This is a genomic window from Sinorhizobium sp. 8-89 (genome assembly GCF_030124325.1).
GTDB lineage: Bacteria > Pseudomonadota > Alphaproteobacteria > Rhizobiales > Rhizobiaceae > Sinorhizobium.
Genome location: NZ_JASKLR010000001.1, coordinates 704,839 through 729,983, shown reverse-complemented (window position 1 = coordinate 729,983; position 25,145 = coordinate 704,839). Strand labels below are relative to the sequence as shown.

General features: G+C 61.3%; 28 protein-coding genes, 1 tRNA gene and 1 pseudogene. 10 read left to right on the top strand and 20 right to left on the bottom strand.

The window, feature by feature from the left end; translation table 11 throughout:
• The first annotated feature begins 1 nt into the window (after position 1).
• Positions 2-1,216, top strand: a pseudogene (locus QN219_RS33930) (glycosyltransferase family 4 protein).
• 82 nt (positions 1,217-1,298) lie between these two features.
• On the opposite strand, the gene QN219_RS03550 reads toward QN219_RS33930, so the two are convergent.
• Entirely contained in the window at positions 1,299-1,505 is a 207-nt protein-coding gene (locus QN219_RS03550) for a hypothetical protein (RefSeq protein ID WP_283997998.1), read from the bottom strand.
• A gap of 227 nt (positions 1,506-1,732) precedes the next feature.
• Positions 1,733-1,809, bottom strand: a tRNA-Pro gene (locus tag QN219_RS03545).
• A gap of 230 nt (positions 1,810-2,039) precedes the next feature.
• Here QN219_RS03545 and QN219_RS03540 point away from each other — a divergent pair.
• The gene (locus QN219_RS03540; RefSeq protein ID WP_283997996.1) at positions 2,040-2,444 is read left to right on the top strand and encodes a hypothetical protein; all 405 of its coding nucleotides are present in this window, start codon (positions 2,040-2,042) and stop codon (positions 2,442-2,444) included.
• 55 nt (positions 2,445-2,499) lie between these two features.
• Here QN219_RS03540 and QN219_RS03535 read toward each other — a convergent pair whose 3' ends face one another.
• The 6 genes from QN219_RS03535 to QN219_RS03510 all read right to left on the bottom strand — a co-directional run bounded on the left by QN219_RS03535 (position 2,500) and on the right by QN219_RS03510 (position 7,007).
• Positions 2,500-3,033, bottom strand: a complete 534-nt coding sequence (locus QN219_RS03535) for a MerR family transcriptional regulator (RefSeq protein WP_283975940.1) — start codon at positions 3,031-3,033, stop codon at positions 2,500-2,502.
• A 136-nt stretch (positions 3,034-3,169) separates the two neighbouring features.
• Positions 3,170-3,508, bottom strand: a complete 339-nt coding sequence (locus tag QN219_RS03530; protein WP_283997994.1) for an integration host factor subunit alpha — start codon at positions 3,506-3,508, stop codon at positions 3,170-3,172.
• A 94-nt stretch (positions 3,509-3,602) separates the two neighbouring features.
• Complete coding sequence (locus tag QN219_RS03525; RefSeq protein WP_283997993.1) at positions 3,603-4,574, bottom strand: beta-ketoacyl-ACP synthase III; 972 nt, start codon at positions 4,572-4,574, stop codon at positions 3,603-3,605.
• A gap of 18 nt (positions 4,575-4,592) precedes the next feature.
• Positions 4,593-5,636 carry a phosphate acyltransferase PlsX gene (gene plsX / locus QN219_RS03520; protein WP_283997991.1) on the bottom strand — a complete coding sequence of 348 codons (1,044 nt, stop codon included), beginning with the start codon at positions 5,634-5,636 and terminating at the stop codon, positions 4,593-4,595.
• A gap of 199 nt (positions 5,637-5,835) precedes the next feature.
• Positions 5,836-6,387: a DUF177 domain-containing protein gene (locus QN219_RS03515; protein WP_283997990.1), complete on the bottom strand. Its 552-nt coding sequence runs from the start codon at positions 6,385-6,387 to the stop codon at positions 5,836-5,838.
• Positions 6,388-6,470: 83 nt separating this feature from the next.
• Complete coding sequence (locus tag QN219_RS03510) at positions 6,471-7,007, bottom strand: ubiquinol-cytochrome C chaperone family protein (protein WP_283998265.1); 537 nt, start codon at positions 7,005-7,007, stop codon at positions 6,471-6,473.
• A 136-nt stretch (positions 7,008-7,143) separates the two neighbouring features.
• On the opposite strand from QN219_RS03510, the gene QN219_RS03505 reads away from it, so the two are divergent.
• On the top strand, positions 7,144-7,653 hold the full coding sequence (locus QN219_RS03505) for an outer membrane protein assembly factor BamE (protein WP_283997989.1): 510 nt from the start codon (positions 7,144-7,146) through the stop codon (positions 7,651-7,653).
• A gap of 90 nt (positions 7,654-7,743) precedes the next feature.
• Here QN219_RS03505 and QN219_RS03500 read toward each other — a convergent pair whose 3' ends face one another.
• From QN219_RS03500 to ribH, 4 genes are all read right to left on the bottom strand, one after another.
• Positions 7,744-9,879, bottom strand: a complete 2,136-nt coding sequence (locus tag QN219_RS03500) for a sodium-translocating pyrophosphatase (protein ID WP_283997987.1) — start codon at positions 9,877-9,879, stop codon at positions 7,744-7,746.
• A gap of 287 nt (positions 9,880-10,166) precedes the next feature.
• Positions 10,167-11,420, bottom strand: a complete 1,254-nt coding sequence (locus tag QN219_RS03495) for an MFS transporter (RefSeq protein WP_283997985.1) — start codon at positions 11,418-11,420, stop codon at positions 10,167-10,169.
• A gap of 5 nt (positions 11,421-11,425) precedes the next feature.
• Positions 11,426-11,905, bottom strand: coding sequence for a transcription antitermination factor NusB (gene nusB, locus QN219_RS03490; protein WP_173510315.1), 480 nt, complete (start codon positions 11,903-11,905; stop codon positions 11,426-11,428).
• The gene (gene ribH, locus QN219_RS03485) at positions 11,902-12,363 is read right to left on the bottom strand and encodes a 6,7-dimethyl-8-ribityllumazine synthase (protein ID WP_173510316.1); all 462 of its coding nucleotides are present in this window, start codon (positions 12,361-12,363) and stop codon (positions 11,902-11,904) included. The genes nusB and ribH overlap by 4 nt, the downstream gene beginning before the upstream one ends.
• 370 nt (positions 12,364-12,733) lie before the next feature.
• On the opposite strand from ribH, the gene QN219_RS03480 reads away from it, so the two are divergent.
• The 3 genes from QN219_RS03480 (at position 12,734) to QN219_RS03470 (ending at position 14,435) form a co-directional block, all read left to right on the top strand.
• Positions 12,734-13,237: a cupin domain-containing protein gene (locus tag QN219_RS03480; protein ID WP_283997984.1), complete on the top strand. Its 504-nt coding sequence runs from the start codon at positions 12,734-12,736 to the stop codon at positions 13,235-13,237.
• A gap of 34 nt (positions 13,238-13,271) precedes the next feature.
• Positions 13,272-13,808: a GNAT family N-acetyltransferase gene (locus QN219_RS03475; RefSeq protein ID WP_283997982.1), complete on the top strand. Its 537-nt coding sequence runs from the start codon at positions 13,272-13,274 to the stop codon at positions 13,806-13,808.
• Between the two features lie 276 nt (positions 13,809-14,084).
• Positions 14,085-14,435: a hypothetical protein gene (locus QN219_RS03470; RefSeq protein WP_283997981.1), complete on the top strand. Its 351-nt coding sequence runs from the start codon at positions 14,085-14,087 to the stop codon at positions 14,433-14,435.
• A 59-nt stretch (positions 14,436-14,494) separates the two neighbouring features.
• On the opposite strand, the gene QN219_RS03465 is transcribed toward QN219_RS03470, so the two are convergent.
• The 7 genes from QN219_RS03465 to QN219_RS03435 form a co-directional block, all read right to left on the bottom strand.
• Positions 14,495-15,115, bottom strand: a complete 621-nt coding sequence (locus QN219_RS03465; protein WP_283997979.1) for a riboflavin synthase — start codon at positions 15,113-15,115, stop codon at positions 14,495-14,497.
• Positions 15,115-16,203 (bottom strand): bifunctional diaminohydroxyphosphoribosylaminopyrimidine deaminase/5-amino-6-(5-phosphoribosylamino)uracil reductase RibD, encoded by a 1,089-nt coding sequence (gene ribD, locus QN219_RS03460; protein ID WP_283997977.1) that lies wholly within the window; start codon positions 16,201-16,203, stop codon positions 15,115-15,117. Before ribD ends, QN219_RS03465 begins: the two co-directional genes overlap by 1 nt.
• Before the next feature lie 18 nt (positions 16,204-16,221).
• A complete protein-coding gene (gene nrdR, locus QN219_RS03455; RefSeq protein ID WP_003529310.1) occupies positions 16,222-16,695 on the bottom strand; it encodes a transcriptional regulator NrdR in 474 nt (157 codons plus the stop codon).
• A gap of 12 nt (positions 16,696-16,707) precedes the next feature.
• Positions 16,708-18,003 (bottom strand): serine hydroxymethyltransferase, encoded by a 1,296-nt coding sequence (glyA, locus tag QN219_RS03450; protein WP_283997976.1) that lies wholly within the window; start codon positions 18,001-18,003, stop codon positions 16,708-16,710.
• A 183-nt stretch (positions 18,004-18,186) separates the two neighbouring features.
• Complete coding sequence (locus QN219_RS03445; RefSeq protein ID WP_283997974.1) at positions 18,187-19,512, bottom strand: murein L,D-transpeptidase; 1,326 nt, start codon at positions 19,510-19,512, stop codon at positions 18,187-18,189.
• 559 nt (positions 19,513-20,071) lie between these two features.
• Entirely contained in the window at positions 20,072-20,584 is a 513-nt protein-coding gene (ldtR, locus tag QN219_RS03440) for a transcriptional regulator LdtR (RefSeq protein WP_136504221.1), read from the bottom strand.
• Between the two features lie 130 nt (positions 20,585-20,714).
• Positions 20,715-21,152, bottom strand: a complete 438-nt coding sequence (locus tag QN219_RS03435) for a DUF6163 family protein (RefSeq protein ID WP_283997972.1) — start codon at positions 21,150-21,152, stop codon at positions 20,715-20,717.
• A 178-nt stretch (positions 21,153-21,330) separates the two neighbouring features.
• Here QN219_RS03435 and hemB point away from each other — a divergent pair, with 178 nt between their 5' ends.
• From hemB to QN219_RS03415, 4 genes are all read left to right on the top strand, one after another.
• Complete coding sequence (gene hemB, locus QN219_RS03430; RefSeq protein ID WP_283997970.1) at positions 21,331-22,344, top strand: porphobilinogen synthase; 1,014 nt, start codon at positions 21,331-21,333, stop codon at positions 22,342-22,344.
• A gap of 81 nt (positions 22,345-22,425) precedes the next feature.
• Entirely contained in the window at positions 22,426-22,890 is a 465-nt protein-coding gene (locus tag QN219_RS03425) for an RDD family protein (protein ID WP_283997969.1), read from the top strand.
• A 139-nt stretch (positions 22,891-23,029) separates the two neighbouring features.
• Entirely contained in the window at positions 23,030-23,803 is a 774-nt protein-coding gene (locus QN219_RS03420) for an arginyltransferase (RefSeq protein ID WP_283997968.1), read from the top strand.
• Between the two features lie 3 nt (positions 23,804-23,806).
• On the top strand, positions 23,807-24,709 hold the full coding sequence (locus QN219_RS03415) for a DMT family transporter (protein ID WP_283997966.1): 903 nt from the start codon (positions 23,807-23,809) through the stop codon (positions 24,707-24,709).
• A 50-nt stretch (positions 24,710-24,759) separates the two neighbouring features.
• On the opposite strand, the gene QN219_RS03410 is transcribed toward QN219_RS03415, so the two are convergent.
• Positions 24,760-25,089: a metalloregulator ArsR/SmtB family transcription factor gene (locus QN219_RS03410; protein ID WP_283997964.1), complete on the bottom strand. Its 330-nt coding sequence runs from the start codon at positions 25,087-25,089 to the stop codon at positions 24,760-24,762.
• Between the last annotated feature and the right edge of the window lie 56 nt (positions 25,090-25,145).

Sequence of the window (25,145 nt, the reverse complement as noted above, 5' to 3'; positions counted from 1 at the left end):
CATGAGCGAACCGGCAGCGGCCGGATCGACAGCCCTTGCGCTGCGCCTCCTCGAAGTGCTGGAGCCAAGCGGCGGCGGCTCCGGCCGCCATTTTCTCGATCTTTGCCGCGGCATGCATGCGCGCGGCCATCATGTCGAGGCGATCTACTCGCCGGTGCGAGCGTGAGACGGCTTCGTCCGTGAGGTCAAGGCAATCGGCTTGGCCGCGGTTCATGCAGTCGACATGGAGCGCGCGCCGGGGCCGTCGGACCTCTCGGCCTTTCGCGCCATTCGCCGCATCGGCTGCAGCAGCGGACCGTTCGACATCGTGCACGGCCACAGCTCCAAGGCGAGTGCCCTCACCCCTCTGCGACTGCCCGGACGCCATGTTCCGCGCGTCTACACGCCCCATGCCTTCCGGACGATGGATCCCGCGCTTGGTGGCGGCGGCCGGCTGATCTATGGCGCCATCGAGTGGGCCCTTGCATGGTTTTTCACCGATCACCTCATCGTCGTTTCCGATGACGAACGCGCATGCATTGTCGCTTGGCATGCCCGAGGCGCGGATATCCGTGATCGTCAACGGGGTTTCGGCGCCTGCGCCCGACATGGCGCAGACCGTTCGCGCGAGCTTCGGGATTCCCGCCGACGCCTTTGTCTTCGGCTTCATCGGTCGCCTTTCCAGCCAGAAGGCGCCGGAGCGGCTCGTAGATGCCTTCAGGAACGCGTCGGCGTCGGTCGTGATGGTCGGGTCCGGCGAAATGGAAGACGAGCTTCGCCGCGCGATAGCGGCAAGCGGGTTGCAAGGCCGTATTCACCTGACCTCGGCCTTTACCGGCCCTAAGACTGTGGCCGCCTTTGATCTCGTGGTCATGCCGAGCCGCTACGAAGCGATGTCCTATGTCATGCTGGAAGCCGCCGCCGCCGGAAGACCGATCATCATCTCCGATGTCGGCGGCGCGAAAACCGTCATCAACAACGGCGAGAACGGTTTCATCATTCCCAATAGCGACGACGTTTCGCAGCTTGCGAAAACGATGGTCGCCGCCGCAACCTCGGAAGCTCCCCTTCACTCCTCAAAGCGGCCGAAGCGCGCAAGGAGCGCTTCACCCTCGACGTAATGCTTGACCGGACGGAGGAACTTTACCGCCGTTCAGCGGCGCGCCGAACCGTGAGCGACCACCTGCCTGCAAGACAGGCCATCGCTGCGCAAAACGTCGTGCGATACGGGAGTTGAGAGCTGTTCTTCGTGAGAGGCGTCGGATGCTGGATGCCATGCCCAATAACCGGGGCAAGCCCGGCATCCGACGTTGTTGGACCTATTCGTCCGCCTCTCGTTCTTCCTGCTGCCGTTTTTGCTGCAGGAGGATCTCATCGGCCGGCGTCGACTGTTCAGTCTTGGTGACGCTCGCCGTGGTCATCTCTTCATCTACAGAGGCAGTGGTTTTCGAGTGCCCGATGCACTCTGCGTAAGCCACCGGTGCCGACAAAGCGAAGGCGGCTGCAAATACGAGGATGCTCTTCATACGGCTTCTCCTTGTTGTTGCACGCGTAGTCTATCCGCCGCAGTGGCCTCGTCCAAATCACAAACCTGTTCACTTGACCGCCGGACGCGCCAGAATTCCCACGCGGCGCCACGACGCGTGGCCAATGGCACAATGCTTCGGATTTAACTTATCGGGTGGTGGGGATTTCTTCGGCGGCGACGCAAGCGAACAGAGATCATGAAGTGCGTTTTGCCGAATGTGTAAAATGGTCGGAGCGGCGGGATTCGAACCCACGACCCCTTGACCCCCAGTCAAGTGCGCTACCGGGCTGCGCTACGCTCCGAACCGAGGAAACCCCTATATTCTCAACGCTTGGAGCGCAAGCCCGAATTTGGGTATCGACAGGAAAAAGGAAACGACTGCCTGGAAATGGATCACAGCACGCGACCAAGCACACCGGGAACAAAACCTGCACCGGGCCGTTCGGCCTCTGTCGGTGCAGAGCCGCCGAGCATTTCACCGACCTTGGGCTAAGCTCCGGAAGAGGAAACCAAAGGGCGGAAAGATATCCAGATGTCCCGGAAAATAGACGCAGACAAGCTTCAGAAACTGACGCTCCTCCTGGGCCAAACCGTGGCCGCCTTGCGTGTAAATGAATCCATGATGCGCCGTCTCCTCCAGTGGGCCGCTTCCCAGAGTGATGACCCGCGAGGCTTCGTCAGAGAGATGGTGGAGAATACAAGGCACGACCTGCAGCAGGCAGGCGAGGCCGATGGCAGGATGTCAACGTTACTGGCGATCCATGAGGCGCTGGAATATCTTGAGGATCTCTCCGCCACAATGCAAATCGCGCCGGCAGCAAAGACTGGGGGCGGGGAAAAGGGTCTTGCGATCCTCGAACATATTCATTTCCCCACCTTCGTGTCCGTTCCGGACCAGCAAGTTAATGGCGCCTCCAAGCGGCACGAACCAAAATAGGCTAACCCCTGCGGCCGGCGGCCCCCAGGCTCATTGAGCCTCGCCGGGTCAAATATTATCGAACCTGATCGAGCAACCGCTTGCATTCCAAAAGATCGTAAAGCGCTTCCTGCAAAAGCGCGCGGTCTTCCTTGCTTACGGAAGTCTTGCCGATCGATATCTCCGCGGCGTCGTCGCCACCGCCGCCGAAGGCGAAGAACCGCCGGCCTGCCGGCGCCTTCGCGCGGCCAACGATCTGGTCTTCGTCCGCGACGCCGACCTTCGGCGGCTGCGGCTCTTCATTGCTGGAAGCGGCAAGTGCCTCGACGGTCGCGAGATCGCCGCTTGCAATCGCCGCGACGAACTTGTTGCCGTTGGCCTTGAGCAGCTTTTGCACGCCCTTGATCGTGTAGCCATGATCATAAAGGAGGTGGCGAATGCCCTTGAGGAGATCGACATCCTCCGGGCGATAGTACCGCCGTCCGCCGCCGCGCTTCATCGGCTTGATCTGCTGGAACCGCGTCTCCCAGAACCGCAGGACATGCTGAGGCAGATCGAGCTCGTCTGCGACCTCGCTGATTGTGCGGAAGGCGTCCGGGCTTTTGTCCATATCATCCCCATTTACAGATCACGCGGCATGTCAGCGCCGCAATGGACGGGTCACCGCTCGATGATCGCACGAGTCGCGCCCATTTCAATGGGTTATGGACAGGTTTTCAACCACATTTGTGGTTTCGAGCAAGAGGTCAGGATGCCGGAGAGGCCGGCTTCTGCTTGGCCTTGCGGGTCAAATGCGCCTTCAGCACGCGCTGCTTCAACACGTTCGACGCCTTGAAGGTCATCACCCGGCGCGGTGAAATCGGAACTTCCTCGCCGGTTTTCGGATTGCGACCGATGCGCTCGTTCTTGTCGCGCACCTGAAACGTTGCAAAGGAAGACAGTTTCACGCTCTCGCCACGCACGATTGCGTTGCATATCTCGTCAATGACTGTTTCCACGAGTTCGGCCGACTCTGTGCGAGACAGGCCCACCTTGCGAAAGACCGACTCAGCCAAGTCCGCCCGAGTTACTGTTTTTCCGCTCATCTTCCCCCACCGATGTCTGGCATGCCGATCAGCGCTCGAAGACTATTGCCCTTGCCTTTTGCGGTCAAGCGCCTGCGGTGCTTCATTATTTTCTTTACCACCGGATGAGAACGGAACCCCAGGTGAAGCCACCGCCCATCGCCTCGAGCATCACGAGGTCGCCTTTTTTAATCCGCCCGTCGGCGGCCGCGGTATCAAGCGCGAGCGGAATAGAGGCGGCCGAGGTATTGCCATGCACGTCGACGGTCACCACAACCTTGTCGAGCGGGATACCCAGCTTCTTTGCCGAGCCGTCAATGATACGGCGATTTGCCTGGTGCGGAACCAGCCAGTCGACGTCGTCCGCCGTCGTCCCGGTTGCCTTGAATGCCGCCTCGATCACATCCGTAATCATGCCGACGGCATGCTTGAACACCTCGCGCCCTTCCATCCTGAGATGGCCCACCGTGCCCGTTGTCGACGGGCCGCCGTCGACGTAGAGCTTGTCGCCGTGAATGCCGTCGGAGCGCAATTGCGCCGTCAGCACGCCGCGGTCAGCATTCGTGCCTGAGCCTTCCTGCGCTTCGAGGATGATCGCGCCGGCACCGTCGCCGAAGAGCACGCAGGTCGTTCGATCGGACCAGTCGAGGATGCGCGAGAACGTCTCGGCCCCGATTACCAGCGCACGCTTGGCGAGGCCGCCGCGGATATAGGCATCCGCCGTCGCGACCGCATAGACGAAGCCGGAACAGACCGCCTGCATGTCGAACGCCGCGCCATGCCGCATGCCAAGGCGATTCTGGATGTTCACCGCCGTTGCCGGAAACGTGTTGTCCGGCGTCGACGTCGCGACGATGATCAGGTCCAGATCGTCGGGCGTCAGATCGGCCCTCGCAAGCGCGGCACGCGCAGCGCTTTCTCCGAGCGATGCCGTCGTTTCCCCCTCGCCCGCGATATAACGCTGGTGAATCCCGGTCCGCTGCACGATCCATTCGTCGGATGTGTCGACCTTCGTTTCCATTTCCTTGTTGGTCATCACTCGCTTCGGCAGCGCTGCCCCGAAGCCGCGAACGACGGAACGGATCATTTACTCAAACCTCATCATTCATGCCGGCGGGAAGGCTTCGGACGGCTGCGCGCCGTGATATTTCGCCAGGTCGCTCTCAATTTTGGCCTTGAGGCCGTTCTTTACCATGTCGTAGCCGACATCGATTGCGGCCGCGAAGCCCTCGGCGTCCGTGCCACCATGGCTCTTGATGACAACGCCATTGAGGCCGAGAAACACGCCGCCGTTGACCTTCCGCGGGTCCATCTTTTCACGCAGCCGGTCGAAAGCGCCCTTGGCGAATACGTAACCAATCTTCGCGAGCAGTGTGCGCGACATGGCCGCGCGCAGATATTCGGCAATCTGGCGAGCCGTTCCTTCGGCCGCCTTCAGGGCGATGTTGCCCGAGAAGCCCTCGGTGACGACGACATCGACGGTTCCCCGGCCGATATCGTCGCCTTCGACAAAACCGTAGTAATCAATGCCCTCGATATTGGCCTCGCGGATGAGCCGCCCGGCCTCCTTGACCTCTTCCTGGCCCTTGATTTCTTCAACGCCGACGTTGAGGAGGCCGACCGAAGGATGTTCGACTTCGAACAACGCACGCGCCATCGCGCCGCCCATCAAGGCGAAATCCATGAGCTGCTGCGCGTCCGCGCCAATCGTCGCGCCCACGTCGAGGACGATGCTTTCCCCCTTGAGCGTCGGCCAGATCGCGGCGATCGCAGGGCGCTGGATCCCCTGCATGGTTCTGAGACAGAAGACGGACATCGCCATCAGCGCGCCGGTATTGCCTGCGGAAACGACCACGTCCGCCTCGCCGGCGTTGATCGCGTCGATCGCCTTCCACATGCTCGACTTGCCGCGTCCGCGCCGGAGCGCCTGGCTGGGCTTCTCGTCCATGCCAACGGCGATTTCGCAATCGTTGAACGTGCTCGCTGCCTTCAGCTTGGGATATTTGGCCAGAAGCTCGACGCATTGCGCTTCCTGGCCGAACAAGACGAATCGAATGTCCGGGTGACGTTCGAGCGCCCTTGCTGCGCCCGGGATAACGACTTCAGGACCATAGTCGCCCCCCATCACGTCAAGTGAAATTCTGACCACGCGTGTCTTATCCTTTTTTCCTGCCACACAACGCGCCTCGCCCCTGCGTATCCGTTTCACGCGGGGCGATTCCTGTTCCTTCTGACGCTTGAGCCAACATGCGACGTCTCGGCGCATCGGCCCCATCGGCTGGAGTCGGGGCCAAAATACTGCTTTTCGTCTGCGTGACAACCGAATTGTAGACCCGGCTTTCGCCGTTTCAATCCTTTTTCCAGTCCCTCAGCGCTGCAAACGGGTTCGGTCGCTTGTCATCCGCTGCAGAGCTTTCGATACGCTCGCCGAAGACGACGCCTTCCTTGCGCGGATAGGGGTCTATTGCGAGGGCGACATGTTCGCTGACGACGACGCCGGCATCGATCGTGTCACCGGAAAAGGTTTCGGGAATGTCCGGACCGTCCGGATTGAGCACCATCTCGCCACCATCATTTTGTGCCTGGCGCGCAAGCCGCGATCCTTCCGGTACAAAAATCGCCTCGACCGGCTCGTTTATGTCCGCCTCGACGGGTTCGAGCGTCACGACGCAGGACTGGACAATGCGAGCAGCGACGTCACCCTTGATCTTCACTCCGTCCTTCTTCCAGCGCGCGATCTGGAGGTCGGCATCGAGCGAAAGTACCTCGTCGACATTCCAGAGGTTGGCGAGCGCACGGCGCTCGGCCTCGTTGGCCGAAAGATGGACGCTGACCGCATTTGCCGAGATATGCCCTACCTTCACCGGGTAGGAGAACGCCGGTTTGCTATCGTCTCTCATGACAGGATCCTTCCTCGCGGGCATCGGAACGCCCAAGCCGCGGATGCAGCCGCCCAGCGTCGGGCGGCATCAATACCGGTCTATTACGCCCCAGCCGGCGGTATGCGCAACTGGCCCGTTTCGACCACCTCCTCCGGCGTAGCGGACAAAGCCGCTTCGACCGCCAGAAGGTAAGCCGCCAGTCCGTCCATCGATGGCGTTTCCCCGGCATCGGGGTGGAAGTTGCGCAGAAGCGCGTCGGCCAAGGCGCGGCCATCCCCCTGCTCAAGCGCGGCGGCATAGGACTCGAGCCGGCCATAGAACATGCCAGCGAGCTTCTTCATCTTCTTCGGGACACCCGCATCACCGACACCGAGTTCGCGGATCGAGTGATCGACGTCTTCGAAAAAGGCATCGACGATTTCCTGAGCGATCTCCTGACCCGTCCGCGCGGAGGCACGTGTCCGCCGAAAATACAGAATCAGGATAGCCGACAACATCTCGAAGCGGCCCATGACCGTGTCGGGCACAGCGAGGTCGGTGTACAGAAACGGCTGGCGCGCGGCTGCGGTCAGCAACGCATACTGACGCTCCACAATCGCAATATTGCCGCTTTTTCTCTTGAACAGTCCCAAAATCATCACAAAGCCCAGCTCTGGCTTTCTCGAAATGTGGGCGGCGCCCACGACGTTATTGCATGATAGCCGAAGCTGGTTTACCGAAGCAGGCACGAATTGCAATGGCGGATCTGCCATCGTTACTCCAGGGGAACAGTCCTTGACGAAGCGGTATATAATATCAAACCTGAATGTTCTGGGCCGTGCCGTGCTCGTGGCTTCCCTTTGCGCAACCACGCTTGCCGCCTGCACGACGGCGAATGTCGGCGAGGTCCTGCATCAGGGCTACGTCGTTGACCAGGAAACGCTGAACCTCGTTCCAGTCGGATCGAGCCGCGAGCAGGTGCTGCTCTCTCTGGGCACGCCGTCGACGACCGCGACTTTCGACAACGAGGTCTTCTATTACATCTCGCAGACGCGCAAGCGGCCCGTCGCCTTCATGAAGCCGAAGATCATCGACCAGTCGATCCTCGCCGTCTATTTCGACAAGGAAGGCGTCGTCAGCCAACTCGCACACTACACGCTTCAGGACGGCAAGGTCGTCGACATGCTGTCGCGCACCACGCCGACCGGCGGCAAGGAAACGAGCTTCCTTGGCCAACTCCTGTCCGGCCCCGGCGCTGGACAGGCTGCGGCGCGAAACCTTTTCAGGGACTTCGGCAAGAACTAAAGCAATTCCAGGAAATGATCTTAGTCAGCCGTAACACGCAAAAAGGCCCGCGAACCAGGTTCGCGGGCCTTCGTTTTCAAAGAGACGCGATCAGGCTAGAACAGCCAGCAAGAGCAGCGCCACGATATTGGTGATCTTGATCGCCGGATTGACCGCCGGACCGGCCGTATCCTTGTAGGGATCGCCAACCGTATCGCCGGTGACCGATGCCTTGTGAGCCTCGGAACCCTTCATGTGGCGAGTGCCGTTCTTATCGACGAAACCGTCCTCGAAGCTCTTCTTCGCATTGTCCCATGCCCCGCCCCCGGAGGTCATCGATATGGCTACGAAAAGGCCGTTGACGATGACGCCGAGGAGCGACGCTCCGAGTGCCGCGAAGGCCGAGGCCTTCGATCCGGAAAGCAGCAGTACACCGAAATAGACGACGATCGGTGCCAGCACCGGCAGCAGCGACGGAATAATCATCTCGCGGATCGCCGCCTTGGTCAGCATGTCGACGGCGCGACCATAGTCGGGCCTGTCCTTGCCTTCCATGATACCCGGCTTTTCCTTGAACTGCCGGCGCACCTCCTCGACGACAGCGCCGCCGGCGCGGCCGACGGCCGTCATGGCAATCCCGCCGAAAAGATAGGGGATGAGGCCACCGAAGATCAGGCCGGCGACGACATAAGGGTTGGACAGATCAAACGAGATCACGCCCACATCGGCGAAATAGGGATGCTTGTCGCCATTGGCGGCGAAGTAGGTGAGGTCATTCGAATAGGCCGCGAAGAGCACAAGGGCACCAAGACCCGCAGAGCCGATCGCATAGCCCTTGGTTACGGCCTTGGTCGTGTTTCCGACAGCATCGAGTGCGTCGGTCGATTTGCGCACTTCCGGCGGCAGATGCGACATCTCGGCAATACCGCCGGCATTGTCCGTGACCGGGCCGAAGGCGTCGAGCGCCACGATCATGCCGGCGAGGCCGAGCATGGCGGTAACCGCGATGGCGGTACCGAAGAGGCCGGCAAGCTGGTAGGTGGCGATGATGCCGCCGACGATGACGATCGCCGGCAGCGCCGTCGACTCGAGCGAGACGGCGAGCCCCTGGATCACGTTGGTGCCGTGGCCGGTGACGGAGGCCTGAGCAATCGAGTTCACCGGCCGCTTGTTGGTGCCGGTATAGTATTCCGTGATGACGACGATCAGCGCCGTGACCACAAGGCCCAGGATACCGCAGATGAACAGGCCCCAGCCGGTGACATCCTTGCCCGCGACGGCCCCGATCGAACCCCAGCCGATCGTCAGCGACGTCGCGGCGCCAAGGCCGATGATCGACAGCGCACCGGTGACGATCAGGCCGCGATAAAGCGCGCCCATGATAGAGCCGTTGGTGCCGAGCTTGACGAAGAAGGTGCCGATGATCGAGGTGATGATACAGGCGGCGCAGATCGCCAGCGGATAGACCATCACGGTGGCGAGCAGCGGCGTACCCGCGAAGAAGATCGATGCAAGCACCATGGTCGCGACGACTGAAACGGCGTAGGTCTCGAACAGGTCCGCCGCCATCCCTGCGCAGTCGCCGACATTGTCGCCGACATTGTCCGCAATGGTCGCGGGGTTGCGCGGATCGTCCTCGGGAATGCCGGCCTCCACTTTGCCGACGAGGTCGCCGCCGACATCGGCCCCCTTCGTGAAGATGCCACCGCCGAGACGGGCGAAGATCGAAATCAGCGACGCCCCGAAGCCGAGCGCCACGAGCGCATCGATAACCTCGCGCGAGGCGGCGTCATGTCCGAAGCCCGCGGTCAGGATGAGGTAGTATACGGAGACGCCGAGCAGGGCCAAGCCGGCTACGAGCAGGCCGGTGATCGCGCCCGATTTGAAGGCGATATCGAGACCGGAGGCAAGGCTGACCGATGCGGCCTGGGCCGTTCGGACGTTGGCCCTGACAGAAACATGCATGCCGATGAACCCGGCCGCGCCCGACAACACCGCACCGATCAGGAAGCCGATCGCGGCTGCACCGGAGAGAAGAAACCACGCGGCGATGAAGACAACGACACCGACGATGGCAATGGTCCTATATTGACGTGTGAGGTAGGCCTGCGCCCCCTCTCTGATAAAGCCTGCGATCTCCTGCATGCGGGCATTCCCCTGGTCGGCGGCAAGCACCGACTGCGTCGCCCAGATGGCATAGGCCACCGCGAGCAACCCGCATGCGATAACACCTAAAAGCAAGGTCATTTCGCACTATCCTCCGTTTCACCCGCAGGCTCACTCCCTCCCGCAGGCCCCTCAAAACCGCGAATCGCGCACCGCCTCCTCAAGCAGCACCCCTCACGGCGCGGCCAGAGTGCGGGCGCGGATAGGGATCGTCAAGCCCCTGAAATTACCGGCGTGATGGCGTCTGGAAGGAGTTGGCTGATTTCGCAAAGCCGCCGGAGCAGGACGTCAGGCGGCAACGCGCCTGACGCATGTTTTCCTTAAATCGTCGCCGATTTGAGGATAAAGACATGCGGCCATTGAAAGTCCTACAGCGTCTTTTGCGCGTCTGATGAGACGCGCGACGCTGTAGTCGTGCGCATCAGCAGGAGAAGGAGGAACAGGCAGGTGCCAGCGACCGGCCAGACAACGGCGTTGAGCATGTCCCATCCATAGACGGAAAGCACTTTGCCGGAGGCGAAGGACGCGCCGGCGACGGTCGAAAACAGCACGATGTCGTGGAAGCCCTGAACCTTGTCCGCCTCTTGCGGCCGATAGCTCTGCGCAATGATCGCTGTCGAGCCGATGAACCCGAAATTCCAGCCGAATCCGAGAAGGACCAGCGCGCCCCAGAAGTTCCAGAGCGCCACTCCAAGATGCGCGACTGCCGCGCAAGCCAGAAGCAGCAGGAAGCCGCAGGCCACGATACGCTCGGCGCCGAAGCGGCTGATGAGCCAACCCGTCGCAAAGCTCGGACCGAACATCGCCAGCACATGCCATTGTATTCCGAGGGTCGCAAGATCGGTCGAGAAGCCGCAACCGACAACCATGGCGACCGGGGCGCCCGTCATCATGAAAGTCATCAGGGTATAGGCGGAAATGCCGCAGATCATACCGGTCAGGAATCGCTGACTGCCGACGATCTCGCGAAGCGGCCGAACCGGCAAGGCGGCGTGCGCATCCGAAACGCCCCTGAGATCCGGCAGGCGAAGGGGCACAAAAAAAACAATGGCCGCAAGGCAAACCGGCAGCAATGCGACGAAGGCGCCGGCAAACCATACGGGCGCGAAGTAGTCGCCCGCGAAGATGACGATCTGCGGACCGAGTACCGCGGAGATGACGCCCCCACCCAATATCCAGGAAATCGCTTTGGGCTTGTAGAAGGTGGGTGACGCATCGGCTGCAGCAAAGCGGAGTTTTTGCGTGAAGCCGCTGGAGGAGCCGAGAACGGCCAAAGCGAACGTGAACAGCCAGAAGCTGTCGCGAAAAAGCGCCGCCGCTGCAATCAACCCGCCGAGCGCGGCGATGGCGGCGCCGGCGATGAAGGCGAAGCGTCTGCCGATCAGCCGAGACAGCGTCGCTGCGAGGACGACGCCAAGCGCCAAGCCCACGTTGAAGCCGGTAAGCGGCGCGGTCGCGAGCGACTTGTCTTCGCCAAGAAGTTGGTGACCAGCGACGCCGCCGACCGCGAAGCTGATCGGTCCGACAACACCGAGCAGCGCTTGCGCAAGGGTCAGCAAGAAGACGTTGCGACGTGCCTCACGGAGAACCGCTCCTATGTCGTCCGCAGTCGCTGCCACCATTTTTGCTATTTCCGCTGTCCGCGGACCTGCTTGGCGATCCGGTCGAGAACCGCGTTGACGAGCTTGGGCTCCTCGTCCTCGAAGAACGCCTTGGCGATCTCGACATACTCGGTGACGATCACCGGAACCGGAACGTCCTTGCGCTCGAGCATCTCGAAGGTGCCGGCGCGCAGGATCGCGCGCACCGTGGAATCGAGCCTGGACAGTGCCCAGTCGTCCTGAAGGGCGGCGCCGATCAGCGGGTCAAGCATGCGCTGGTCGCGCACGACGCCCGAAACGATCGAACGAAACCACGAGGCATCCGCCTTCAGGTAGGTCTCGCCGTCCAGTTCCTGCCCCAGCCGATGCGCTTCGTACTCGGCGACGATCTCCAGCACACCGGTGCCGCCGATATCCATCTGATAAAGCGCCTGGACGGCTGCGAGGCGCGCGGCACCCCGCTGGTTGACCTGCTTCAGCGGCTGATCCGAGGGAGTCTTCGTCACTTTTCTACGCCCAGTTTCTTCTTCAGTTCGATCATGGTCAGCGCCGCGCGCGCGGCGAAGCCACCCTTGTCACCTTCCGACCGGCGGGCGCGCGCCCATGCCTGGTCATCGTTCTCGACGGTCAGAATGCCGTTGCCGAGCGCAAGGCTTTCGCTGACGGCGAGGTCCATAAGGGCGCGCGAGGATTCGTTCGCGACGATGTCGAAATGGTAGGTCTCGCCGCGGATAACCATGCCGAGCGCGACGAAGCCGTCATATTCGGTGCCGCCCTCATCGGCGCCGTCGAGCGCCATCGCGATCGCTGCGGGAATTTCCAAAGCCCCCGGGACCGTCACAATATCATAAGTCGCGCCGGCTGCATCGAGCGCGTGCTTCGCACCGTCAAGCAATGCGTCGGCCATATCATCATAGAAGCGCGCTTCCACAATCAGAATGTGGGCGGACTTGGTCTTCGCCATGGATCACCTGTCTTGAAAACTTGGGGCCGGACTGACCGGCGCAGGCGGCGGTCAAATCATGCCGGACGCGGATTGGCAAGCAAATTCCGCCAGCCGGAGGCCATTTGCCGCGCCGACGCTCCCTTCCGGCGCGGGACGCGTCGGCCCTTCCCTGCCCGGATGCAACAAGGAGGCTGTCGAACCCGACGCCGTTGTAGCCGGGTGCGGACCTGCTACAAACACAGGTCCGCAGGCTGTATTTGCTTGCAACAGCTCTCATTGCGCCTAAACCTTAGGTGCAGTAGCGTCGGTTCTGCAAGGCGGAGCTGTCCCCGCTTTATCCGACGGTGATGGTGACGCCAGGAGCGTCGCGAAGATTGGGAGGAACGCGATGACGGAAGCGCAAAAGCCGATCGTCAACCTTAAGAAGCTCGAACTCGAGCACTGGCAGCAGGGCTCGTTCTTCGAGTCGAGCGACGTTTCCTTCGGCGCTCTTCTCGGGCTCACGGATCTCGGCATCGGCTATGGCGAAGTTCCGCCCGGCAAATCCGGCTGCCCGTTTCACAACCATCATGTCGAGGAGGAGCTGTTCATCATCCTGGAGGGTGAGGGAACATACCGCTTCGGCAACGAACGACACGAAGTCGGTCCGGGCGACGTGCTCGGCGCGCCCGCCGGTGGGCCTGAGACGGCGCATCATCTGATCAATACCGGGACGACGACGCTCAAATATCTCTCCATCTCGACGATGGCCGCCACGGAGATCTGCGAATATCCCGATTCCGGCAAGTTCCTGGCAAAGACGCGGCGACCGGGCTCGCCAAAGGCTTCATTCCGGTTCATCGGTCGCCCCGCATCCGCAACCGACTACTGGGATGGCGAACCGGGCGCCTGATTTTCACTCCCCAACAAGGACAATCTGGATCGAAATGCACAGCGTTCCCACCATCGAAACCGAACGACTTCTGCTGCGCCCCTACCGGCGCGACGACTTTTCCGCCTACACCGCTCTGTTCGCTGACGAAGAGGTTACGCGCTTCATCGGCGGCGTCCCCTACTCGCGCGAGCAGTCCTGGACGCGCTTCCTGCGCCAGGTCGGCATGTGGCACTATTTCGGCTTCGGCTTCTTTGCGATCCAGGACAAGGAAACCCGGGCTTTCATCGGCGAAGCCGGCTTCCACGACGCGCATCGGACGATCACGCCCTCGCTCGAAGGCACAATGGAAATGGGCTGGGCGCTTTCCCCCAGAACCCATGGCCGGGGCCTGGCGACGGAAGCCGTGACCGCCGCCCTTGCCTGGGCCGACCGACAATTTCCGGCATTGAAGAAGACCTGCATCATCGACATCGGCAACCAGGCATCAATCCGCGTAGCGGCCAAGCACGGCTTTACTGAATTCTGGCGCACCACCTATCACGGCAATCATGTCATCCTGTTCGAACGGCACCAGAAGTCAGCGGCATAGGGGGCGTTTACGCTGCCCCGGGAACATGAACAAATTTTAATTATTTTTCAGTCTGTTACGCCTTTGAAAGGACCAGATTCCGGCCCAATTTTTCACTGTTGAAACGACGCACGGCCCGGTCGCGCGACGGGAGCGCCGCCTCAACTAGTCGAAACAATTCAGTGCCTTTTCGCTGCGGGTGGCCTCACCCGCAAAGGATCGGTGCTGGCCATCCCCGGGGCACCTCGGCTCGTCGAACGCGCGCCGCAGCCCCACGGGCACCAAAGGAGCATGACAATGAATCGCTTTGCGAAAATTTCCGTCATCGCCACCCTCTCCGCCTTGAGTTTCGGCGGCATCTCCCACGCGGCCGGCGTTGAAATGAACTGGCCGAGCGAGATCGACCAGACAGTACGAAACTTCAAGGGCGATAATTTCAGCATCGTCGACGTCGACACGCTGAACCGTATGAACGCGATCCGCGCCCGGATCGACGCGGAAACGCCGCAGCAATTGCAAGCCCTCCATGCCGCCGTCAGTGCCAACAGGGCGCTCGCCGCTAAGCTGAAGGCACGCGATGTCGAGATGAACAACATCGCAGGCGCAGCGCAGGCAACCGACGGTAGTCTCACGCTCTATGTGCGTTGAAACCTTACCCTAACAACTGCGTCCGCCCCCGCTTGGGGGCGGATCCATTTCTGCTGCCGTTATTCCGCCTTGGGCGCGGGAGACTCTGCGAGCCGCGCGGCATAACGCGCCATCGTATCGACCTCAAAGTTGACGAGATCGCCCGCGCGCCGCTCGCCCCAGGTGGTGACTTCGAGCGAATGGCGGATCAGGAGCACGTCGAACTCGGCGCCATCCACCTTGTTGACCGTGAGCGAGGTTCCGTCGAGGGCAACCGAACCCTTGGGCGCCACGAACCTGGCAAGATGTTCCGGCGCGCGGAGCCGGAAGCGCACCGCATCGCCTTCCGGCTCCACGGAGAGGATTTCGGCCTTGTCGTCCACATGGCCGGACACAAGATGACCACCGAGTTCGTCGCCGATCTTTAAGGAGCGCTCCAAATTGATGCGCGTGCCCTCTTGCCATCCGGCGATCGTCGTCAGCCGAAGCGCCTCTTCCCATGCCTCGACCTCGAACCAGCGCTCGTTGCTGCCTGCCTCTGGCAACGCGGTAACCGTGAGGCATACGCCCGAATGGGCGATGGAGGCGCCTAAATCGATCGTCTTCGGATCATAGTTGGTGGCAACGCGGAGCTTGATGCCTTCCTTCAGTGGCGTGACCGCTTCAACGGTGCCGATATCGGTAACAATCCCTGTGAACATCAGATGTCTCTCTCGTAATCCTCGAAAATATCGTCGCCGTAGCGCGCCGTCCGTCGAAGCGTGAATCCGGTCGGAATGGACTCCCGATCAAATGGGGATCGGATGCCGCCTTTGCCAATGCTGATCGGACCAGTGAAAAGCATGATCCGATCGATAAAGTTGGCCTCAAGAAACGCCCGAGCCGTGCGCGCACCACCCTCCACCAGCAGCGAGGAGATGCCACGCGAGGCAAGCGCCGTTAAAAGATCGGGGATATTGTCGGTGTTCAGCACTTCGACGCCAGCGGCTTCGAGCGCCGCGCGGCGGCTGTTGGCGGCCGAATCGAGCCTTGCGTCTGCCACAGCGATCACTGGAACCTCTTGCGCCGAACGGACGAGTTTCGAGCCGACCGGCAGATCGAGACGGCGATCGAGAACGATGCGAACCGGAGACCGGTCCTCCAGTCCCCGCAAGCGCACGGTCAATTCCGGATCATCGGCTGTCGCCGTGCCGATGCCGACCAATATCGCGTCCGTCTCTGCGCGAAGCACCTGTACCTGCGCACGAGAAATCGGCCCGGTAATTCGAACCTGGCCCTCTCCCGCGCGGCCGATCATTCCATCCTGGGAAACCGCAAGCTTCAGAGTAACATACGGCCGTTTGCTGCGCTGACGCATCAGATAGGCGTCAAGCGCCCGCTCGCCATCGCGATGGAGCGTACCGATGTCGACGGCGATGCCGGCGTCGCGCAGCATGACAACGCCGCGTCCGGCGACACGCTCGTCCGGGTCGAGAATCGAAATGACGACGCGGGCAACACCGGAGGCGATCAAGGCATCGGCGCAGGGGGGCGTCTTGCCGTGATGCGAACAGGGCTCGAGCGTGACATAGGCGGTTGCTCCCCTCGCCCTTTCTCCGGCTTCGGCAAGCGCCTGCGTCTCGGCATGCGGGCGTCCCCCAGGCGCCGTTACGGCGCGCCCTACGATCGTTCCGTCCTTGACGACGATGCAGGCGACCGACGGATTCGTCGATGTCTGGCCGAGATTGTGCCGGGCGAGGCGCAGCCCCGCCGCCATGAACCTTTCGTCCTCGCGCGTCGGCGCCGTCATGCTTCGCTCCGCTTGAGCCTATTCGCCGGGATCGCGCGCGATCTTGGCGCTGATCTCCGCGATGACTTTCTCGAAATCTTCGGCGTGCGAGAAATCGCGATAGACCGATGCGTAGCGAACGAAGGCGACATCGTCGAGGCTCTTCAGGGCCTCGAGTACCTGGAGGCCGATTTCTTCCGAAGGGATTTCCGTTTCGCCCGAGCTCTCGAGCCGGCGGACGATGCCCGACACCGCCCGCTCGATGCGATCGCGGTCGACCGGACGCTTACGCAGCGCGATCTCGAACGAACGCAGCAGCTTGTCCCGGTCGAAAGGCACCTTCCGACCGGTTTTCTTGATGATCATCAGCTCACGCAGCTGCACCCGCTCGAAGGTCGTGAAGCGGCCGCCACAATCCGGGCAGATGCGGCGACGGCGAATGGCATTCCCGTCCTCTGCCGGACGGGAATCCTTCACCTGGCTGTCTTCGGAACCACAATAGGGGCAGCGCATGCAGCCGTCCGATCACATGTAGCCATACATCGGGAACCGATCCGTGAGCTTCATCACCTTCTCGCGGACGCCCGCTTCGACGGCAGCGTTGCCTTCGTCGGAGTTGGCGACCTTGAGGCCGTCAAGCACCTCGACGATCAATTCGCCGATCTCCTTGAATTCCGCCTCCTTGAAGCCGCGAGTCGTGCCAGCCGGTGCACCGAGGCGGACGCCCGAGGTGACGAAAGGCTTTTCTGGATCGAAGGGAATGCCGTTCTTGTTGCAGGTGATATAGGCGCGGCCAAGAGCGGCCTCGGCTCGTTTGCCGGTGGCGTTCTTCTTGCGCAGGTCGACAAGCATCAGGTGATTGTCCGTACCGCCCGAAACGATATCGAGGCCGTTGGCCTTCAGCGTTTCGGCGAGAGTGCGGGCATTCTTGACGATCTGGGCCGTATATTCCTTGAAGGAGGGCTGCAGCGCTTCGCCGAGAGCAACGGCCTTGGCCGCGATCACGTGCATCAACGGGCCGCCCTGGAGCCCCGGGAAGACGGCGGAGTTGATCTTCTTCGCGATCTCCTCGTCGTTCGTCAGCACCATGCCGCCGCGTGGACCGCGCAGCGACTTGTGCGTCGTCGTCGTCGCTACATGGCAATGCGGGAACGGAGAGGGATGCTGGCCACCGGCAACGAGGCCGGCGATATGGGCCATGTCGACCATCAGCCAGGCGCCGACTTCATCGGCGATCTCGCGGAAGCGCTTCCAGTCCCAGATGCGCGAATAGGCGGTGCCGCCGGCGATGATGAGCTTCGGCTTGTGCTTGCGGGCCTTCTCGGCGACGTCATCCATATCAAGCAGGTGATCGTCCGCCCGCACCCCGTAGGAAATGACGTTGAACCACTTGCCGGACATGTTCACCGGCGAGCCGTGGGTCAGGTGACCACCGGAATTGAGGTCAAGGCCCATGAAGGTGTCGCCCGGCTGCAGCAGCGCCAGGAAAACCGCCTGGTTCATCTGCGAGCCGGAGTTCGGCTGGACGTTGGCAAAGTTGACGCCGAAGAGCTTCTTTGCACGTTCGATTGCCAGTTCTTCGGCGATGTCGACGAACTGGCAGCCGCCGTAGTAGCGCTTGCCCGGATAGCCCTCGGCATATTTGTTCGTCATGATCGAGCCTTGGGCTTCGAGCACTGCCCGCGAAACGATGTTCTCGGACGCGATCAGCTCGATCTCGTGGCGCTGGCGCCCCAGCTCCTTCTCGATCGCACCGAAGATCTCCGGATCGCTTTCCGCGAGAGAACGGGTGAAGAAGGCATCATTGGTTTGTGCAAGCATCGGCTCGAGGCTCCTCTCAAAGGTGGTCGTTCTTTAACTTCCTCGCACGCGGAGAGCAATATCCGCTGTGCGGTTTGCGCCATTTCCACGATCCGCCGCGCCGAAGAACCAAGCGCGGATGCCAAGAAAAAGGCCGCACTCCGTTCGGATGCGCGGCCTTGATCTATGAAATCGGGAGTTTGCTTATTGCGGCAAGGCGTCCTGTTCGATGGAGCCTGCCGGCTGTTCGATTCCCGTCGTGGTCTGCAGCGCGAGCTCGGCAGCACCGTCGCGCTGATAAATGTCGTCGCGGAATTGAACGACACGGTCCTTTGCCGACCAGGCGGTGACATAGGTGAAGTAAACGGGGACCTCTTCCGCAAGCGTGATCGGCGTATTGACGCCCGACTTGATCGTCGCCTCCATCTGCTGACGGGACCAGCCCGGCGTTTCCTTCAGCAGCCAGGTCGAGAGGTCGCGCACGTTCTGGACGCGCACGCAGCCCGATGACTCGAAACGCATCAGCTTGTTGAACAGGCCCTGCTGCGGCGTGTCGTGCATGTAGACCGCGTGCTCGTTGTGGAAGTTGATCTTCGTCGAGGACATCGCGTTGATCTTGCCCGGATCCTGCCGGAACATCAGGTTCGGCGCCTTCTCGGCGTTCCAGTCCACTGTCTCTGGCGAAACCTCATTGCCGCTGCCGTCGAAGAGACGGATCGCATTGCGCTCGAGATAGGTCGGATCCTTGCGCATCAGCGGCATAATGTCCTTCTGGACGATCGAGCGCGGTGCGGTCCAGTACGGATTGAGGATGACCTCGTAGATCTTCGAATTGAGGATCGGCGACTGGCGGTCGATCTTGCCGACGATTGCCGTATGGCGCAGCACGACGCGGCCGTTCTCAACCGCCTCGATGTAGGCGGCCGGAATGTTAACCATCACGTAGCGGCGGCCGAGATCGCCGGACATCGACTGGAGGCGGACAAGATTGGTTTCAAGTTGGCCGAGGCGTGTCGTGGCGTCGACGTTCAGCGCCTTCAGCGTATATTCGCCGATGACGCCATCGGCCGGCAGGCCGTGACGCGCCTGGAAGCGCTTCACCGCACCGTCGACATAGGAGTCGAAGGAAGAGGAAATGCCGGCCGACTGCGGCAGGTCGCCGGAAACCATCAGGCGCTGGCGCAATTGCTGAACGGAGGGATCGGTGACACCCAGCTCCAGCTTCACCGAGGTCGTGACTATCGGCCAACCGCCGGAGGCTACGATCTGTTGATAGTCGTAGATCGCCTGCTGGAGATGGCTGATCGTTTCGGGCCCGAAGACCGGCGTGTTGGAAAGAACCGCAGTCGCCGTACGCGATGCCTTGGCGTCGAACTGGTCGTCCCAGGAGCCACGGCGCGGTGAATTGATGATCTCGTTCAGAGCATCTTGGGCCCTCGCGGCACCCGCCCATGCGGCAGCACTGAGCGTTGCGGCCGAACGCAGAAATGCACGGCGCGAGAAAGCATCAATTCCGTTCTTTTTCGACATAGTCCCTACCATCTCAATGCGCCGATAGGCGCGCTGCCCGAGCCCTACAGCGCCGAGCGTCTCATCAGACGCTTTAAGGACGCTGTAGCACTTTGAACTGCTGCATGTTTTCATCCTTAAATCGGCTAGGATCCAAGGAAACATGCAGTAGCACAAACGTGGTTAACAAAGGTTAACCCCCGTGCCACCCCGCACATTACAGCGCCGCGCGTCCAATCGGACGCGAAAATCGCCGTAGCACTTTGAACTGCTGCATAATTTGGTCCTTAAATCGATTCCGATTAAGGAATCACGCAGCAGTACGAGCGAAGCATCTAGCCGGCAGGCGGAACGCGAAACGAATCCCCGTCGTAAATGCGAGAGCACACCTGCAACAACAAAGCGTCGCTCCCACAGCAATATGGCCAATTCGTGTCTCGCGATTTTTCAGACGATCGTCGACCGCGGCCAGCTCGCGTCTGGTGGCAGTGTTTTCGGTGGCAACCAGGAAGACCGAATGCAGCAAAGGTCGGACACGCAGGAATTGCGCCCGACCCTTGAACTGGAGCTTGCTATCCGATCAGAGGCGATAGAGAATCTGATCGTTCCAGAAGCGATCGAGACGCTGCAGGAGCTTGTTCATCTGAGTGAATTCGTCGGAGCCAATGCCGCCGACCTTCTGGATCGAGCCGATGTGACGCTCGTAGAGCTTGGCGACGGTTTCGGCGATTTCCTGGCCTTCTTCGGTCAGGCTGATGCGGACCGAGCGGCGATCGACGCGGGAGCGCTGGTGGTTGATGAGACCGAGATCCACCAGCTTCTTGACGTTGTAGGAAACGTTCGAGCCGAGATAATAGCCACGCGAGCGGAGCTCGCCGGCGGTCAGTTCGGAGTTGCCGATGTTGAAGAGCAACAGCGCCTGGACTGCGTTGACGTCGCTGCGACCCTGACGGTCGAACTCGTCCTTGATGACATCGAGCAGACGGCGATGCAGACGCTCGACGAGGTGAAGGGATTCCATGTAGAGACCACGGATGGTTTCTTCCTGCGGGTCTCGGGGCGCAACTGCCTGGGGCTTCATTTTCGTGTTCATTTGACTGCCTCACTGTTTTGTTTGGCGGTGTCTGTTTGTCTTCCCGCCTTGAGTGAGACCCTATCGAATACGTATAAAATTCTACTTAAACCGCAGCCTTAACATGAACTTACCACCCAGCGAGCCTGTCTCAGGGTGAATGAACCCTTACCTTCCTTGCCTGGCGCAGCCGCTGATAGAAGAGCGCGGCACGGAAGAGAACGAAGGTCACGGCGATAGCCCCATGCAGCACGAAAAGCAGCGGCCGCGCGCCGAAGATGCCGGGGTAGAACTCGTACACGGCGATCTCGATCGCCGCGGCGACGACCCAGACGACGGGCCCCCAGGAGACCAGAAGCCAGAGACCGATCGCGGCGACGGGATAGACGACGGCGAGCGCTGTCGCCGCGGCGCGCCACTCCGGCGGCAAGAGATCGAAGCGGCCGGCGCCGCCATGGGAGAAGCCGATGAGCATCGCCCAGTAGTTCAACGCGAACCAGAAGCAGGACGCGGAAACGAGGCGCAGGAACCAGCCGAAGAGCACTTCGGTCAGCGACGGCTTCGGCACATGAGCAGAATCGTGAAGCATGCGCGGCAACATAGGCTGGGTGCCGGTAATCCACCAGCACGAACGGCGGGAAAGCCGAGAAACGCCACGATGCACGGGAAGAAATGCCGCAGCGGGGTGCTCTGAAACGCGGTTTTCAACCCATGGAGGCGCATGATAAACCGCTTGTCCGATAAGCTTGGAAGAAGGAAGCGGCGCGATGAACGACAAGACGAATCTTGTGGACAGGATAACCGGACACCGCCGCATGCGCCGCAACCGCAAAGCGGACTGGACGCGGCGGCTAGTGCAGGAGAACCGCTTGACCGTCGACGACCTGATCTGGCCGATCTTCATCGTGCCCGGAAGCGGCATCGTCCAGCCGATCGACGCAATGCCAGGCGTGAACCGCATGAGCGTCGACAAGGCGGTCGAGGCGGTGAAAGAAGCAGCCGACCTCGGTATCCCGGCGATCGCCACATTTCCGAACATCGACATGGCGCTCCGCGACGAGACCGGCTCCAACAGCCTGGCCGCCGACAACCTGATCAACGAGGCGACACGGGCGATCAAGAGGGCGGTGCCAAACATCGGCGTCATCACCGACGTCGCGCTCGACCCCTTTACCAGCCACGGCCATGACGGCATCCTGCGCGACGGCGAGATCGTCAACGACGAGACGGTTGCGGCAGTCGCGAGGGCAGCGGTGATCCAGGCCGATGCCGGCTCGGACATCATTGCGCCGTCCGAAATGATGGACGGGCGCATCGGCGCGATCCGGGAGGCGCTCGACGCCGCCGGCCACCAGAATGTCGGCATCATGTCCTACGCGACGAAATTCGCCTCAGCCTTCTACGGCCCCTACCGCGAGGCGATCGGCACCGGCGGCCTGCTCAAGGGCGACAAGAAGACCTACTACATCGATCCCGCCAACGGCACCGAGGCAATCCGCGACGCCGCGCTCGACGTCGAAGAAGGTGCCGATATGCTCATGGTCAAGCCCGGCCTTCCCTATCTCGACATCTGCTGGCGCATAAAGGAGGCCTTCGGGCTGCCGGTTTTCGCCTATCAGGTTTCCGGGGAGTATTCGCAAGTGAAGGCGGCTGCGGCCAATGGCTGGATCGACGGCGAACGCGTCATGCTCGAAACGCTGCTTGCCTTCAAGCGGGCGGGCTGCGACGGGATTCTGAGCTATTTCGCCGTCGACGTGGCGCGCATCCTGGCAAAAGGCTGAGTGGCAGACCGTGTTCAGCCACGCATTGTTTTGTCGAAATTCATTCCCCATATCTGATCGGCAACAATGTGAGGCACGCTGATGAGCATGCACAACGAACAACTGAGAATCCCGAGCAATGACTGGCGCGCCTATCAGGGCGTGCTGTCGCGCAGGGTCTTTGCCTTCATCATCGACTATGTGATCATCGCACTGCTCTGGATTCCGGCGGCGGTTGTCGTGTTTTTCCTTGGCATTATCACGCTCGGCCTCGGATTCTTCCTCTATCCCGTGCTCTTCGCGCTTGTGGCTATGCTCTATTTCGGGCTGACGGTCGGCGGCCGCGATCAAGCCTCGCCAGGCATGAGAATCATGGGCGTGGCGATCGCCCGCACAGACGGACGGCCGATGGATTTTCTGACAGCGATCGTCCATCTCGTGATCTTCTGGATCGCCAACGCCCTGTTGACGCCGCTCATCCTCCTCATCGGTCTCTTTACCGACCGCGGCCGGCTCTTGCACGACCTTCTGATCGGTACCGTCACGGTTCGCAGCGACGCGTATTAATCCCTGCGGGCCATCTCCGCGTCTGCGGGCGGCAAGCGTCAATTCCGTAAGGAATGCCTAAACGAGTGAGTTGACGTTTTCCATTCTTAGGCCATGCTATTGTGATGAGTAACTGCACGAAGAGTGGCCCCCACATTCGATGAACACGCAGACCGCACCGTCTCCACAATTCTACCTGACTGCGCCGGCACCCTGCCCGTATCTGCCGAACGAGATGGAGCGAAAGGTCTTCACCCACATGGTGGGCGAACGGGCCCCTGAACTGAACGATCTGCTGACGCAGGGTGGCTTCCGACGCTCCCAGAACATCGCCTACCGGCCGGCCTGCGAAACCTGCCGCGCCTGCATCTCGGTGCGCATCCTTGCGAACGAGTTCGCGCCGACGCGCTCGATGCGGCGCGTGCTCGCCGCCAATCGGGACGTTATTTCGACCGAATACCCCGCCGAACCCTCGAGCGAACAATACAACCTCTTTCGCCGCTATCTCGATCGTCGACACCAGAAGGGCGGCATGTCCGACATGTCGGTGCTCGACTACGCCATGATGGTCGAGGACACCCATGTGCATACGAAAATCATCGAATACCGCTTGCGGACTGAAGGCGACGGCATCAACGAAAAGGCCAAGGGACCGTTGATCGCCACGGCTCTGACCGACCGAATGAGCGACGGGCTGTCGATGGTCTACTCCTTCTTCGATCCGGCCCTCTCCGAGCGCTCGCTCGGCACCTTCATGATACTCGATCATATTCGCCGGGCGAAGGAACGGGGCCTGCCCCATGTCTATCTGGGCTACTGGGTCAAGGGATCGCGCAAAATGGGGTATAAAACAAAGTTTTTGCCGCAGGAGCACCTTATGGCTCGTGGGTGGGAGCGCTATTCTGGTGACGACGCATCCACCGAAACGGATTGAGAATTGACCCCTTCCCCTGACGCCGCCCGGCACCGGCGCGGCCTTGCCATCACCGGCCTCGGCGGCCTCGCCCTTTCATTCGACATTCCGCTCATCCGTTCGGCGAACGGCGAGGTCTGGTCGATTCTCGCCGTACGCAGCCTTTCAACCTTCCTCGTCGCCCTTGCCGCCTGGTTCGTGCTCAATCGCGTGCTCGGTCGCCGCGTTTCCTTGATCCCCGGGAAGGCCGGCCTGATCGCCGGTCTTTTCTACGGCATCAACTCCTTCACCTTCCTGCTCGCGGTGTTCAACACATCGACGGCGAACGTCGTCTTCGTGCTGGCCTTCACGTCGATGTTCGCGGCGATCCTCTCCTGGATCTTCCTGAAGGAACGGCCCTCGAATGCCACGCTGTTGACCATGGCGATCATGGTTTTCGGGGTTGGGGTGATCGTGCAGGACGGGCTCGAAAGCGGACATCTCTTCGGCGACGCGATGGCCGGGTGCTCGGCTTTCCTGCTGGCGAGCGCGATCACCATCAGCCGCAAGAGCGGTCGGGACATGGCGCTGGTGCCGCTGACGACCGCGATCTTCCCGGCCATCGCCGCCTTCGCGCTTTTACCGACGAGCGGCATCTCGATCGCGGAACCCGGCTACATTCTCTTCAACGGCCTAATAATGATCCCCCTAGCCTTCTTCTGTCTGGCGACGGGCCCGCGCTATCTTTCCGCGCCGGAGGTCGGCATGTTCTATCTGCTGGAGACGATCCTCGCCCCGATCTGGGTATGGATCGTCTTTTCGGAAACGCCGACGACGCAGACGCTCGTTGGAGGAGCCATCCTCATCCTTGCGTTGATCGGCCATTCGTTCTGGCAGATGCGTCACAAGGCGATGGAGGCGCAGACGCCTTGTCCGGAGCTGGGATAGGCGCCGGTCAGAGCAATTGCAGGAAAAGTGCGGAACGGCTTTCCGTCCAGTTACGGCCTCTCGACCGGTCCGGGTTCGTGCGAAGAATCCTGCATCTGCGAGCGCATCGTCCAGAGTTCGCGGTTGGTATTGATCCACTTTGCAGCAATCTCGAGAGGCGCCGGATTGGCGGTGACAATTTCCCCGTCTTCCCCCCGTTGCCGAACGATCAGCCCGGCGCATTCCATGACGGCAAGATGCTTTGAAAGCGCATCCCCGTCGACACCGAGGGCAGCAGCGATCTCCCCGACACGTGTCGCGCCCGCAAACAGGACCTCGAATATGCGGCGACGCATCGGATCGGCGATAGCCAGCAAGGTCTCGTCAAGAGCAGAGGCCATGACATTCACCCCTCTGGAGAGGACCATTGAACCACGAGGGCAATCGCACCAGCGAT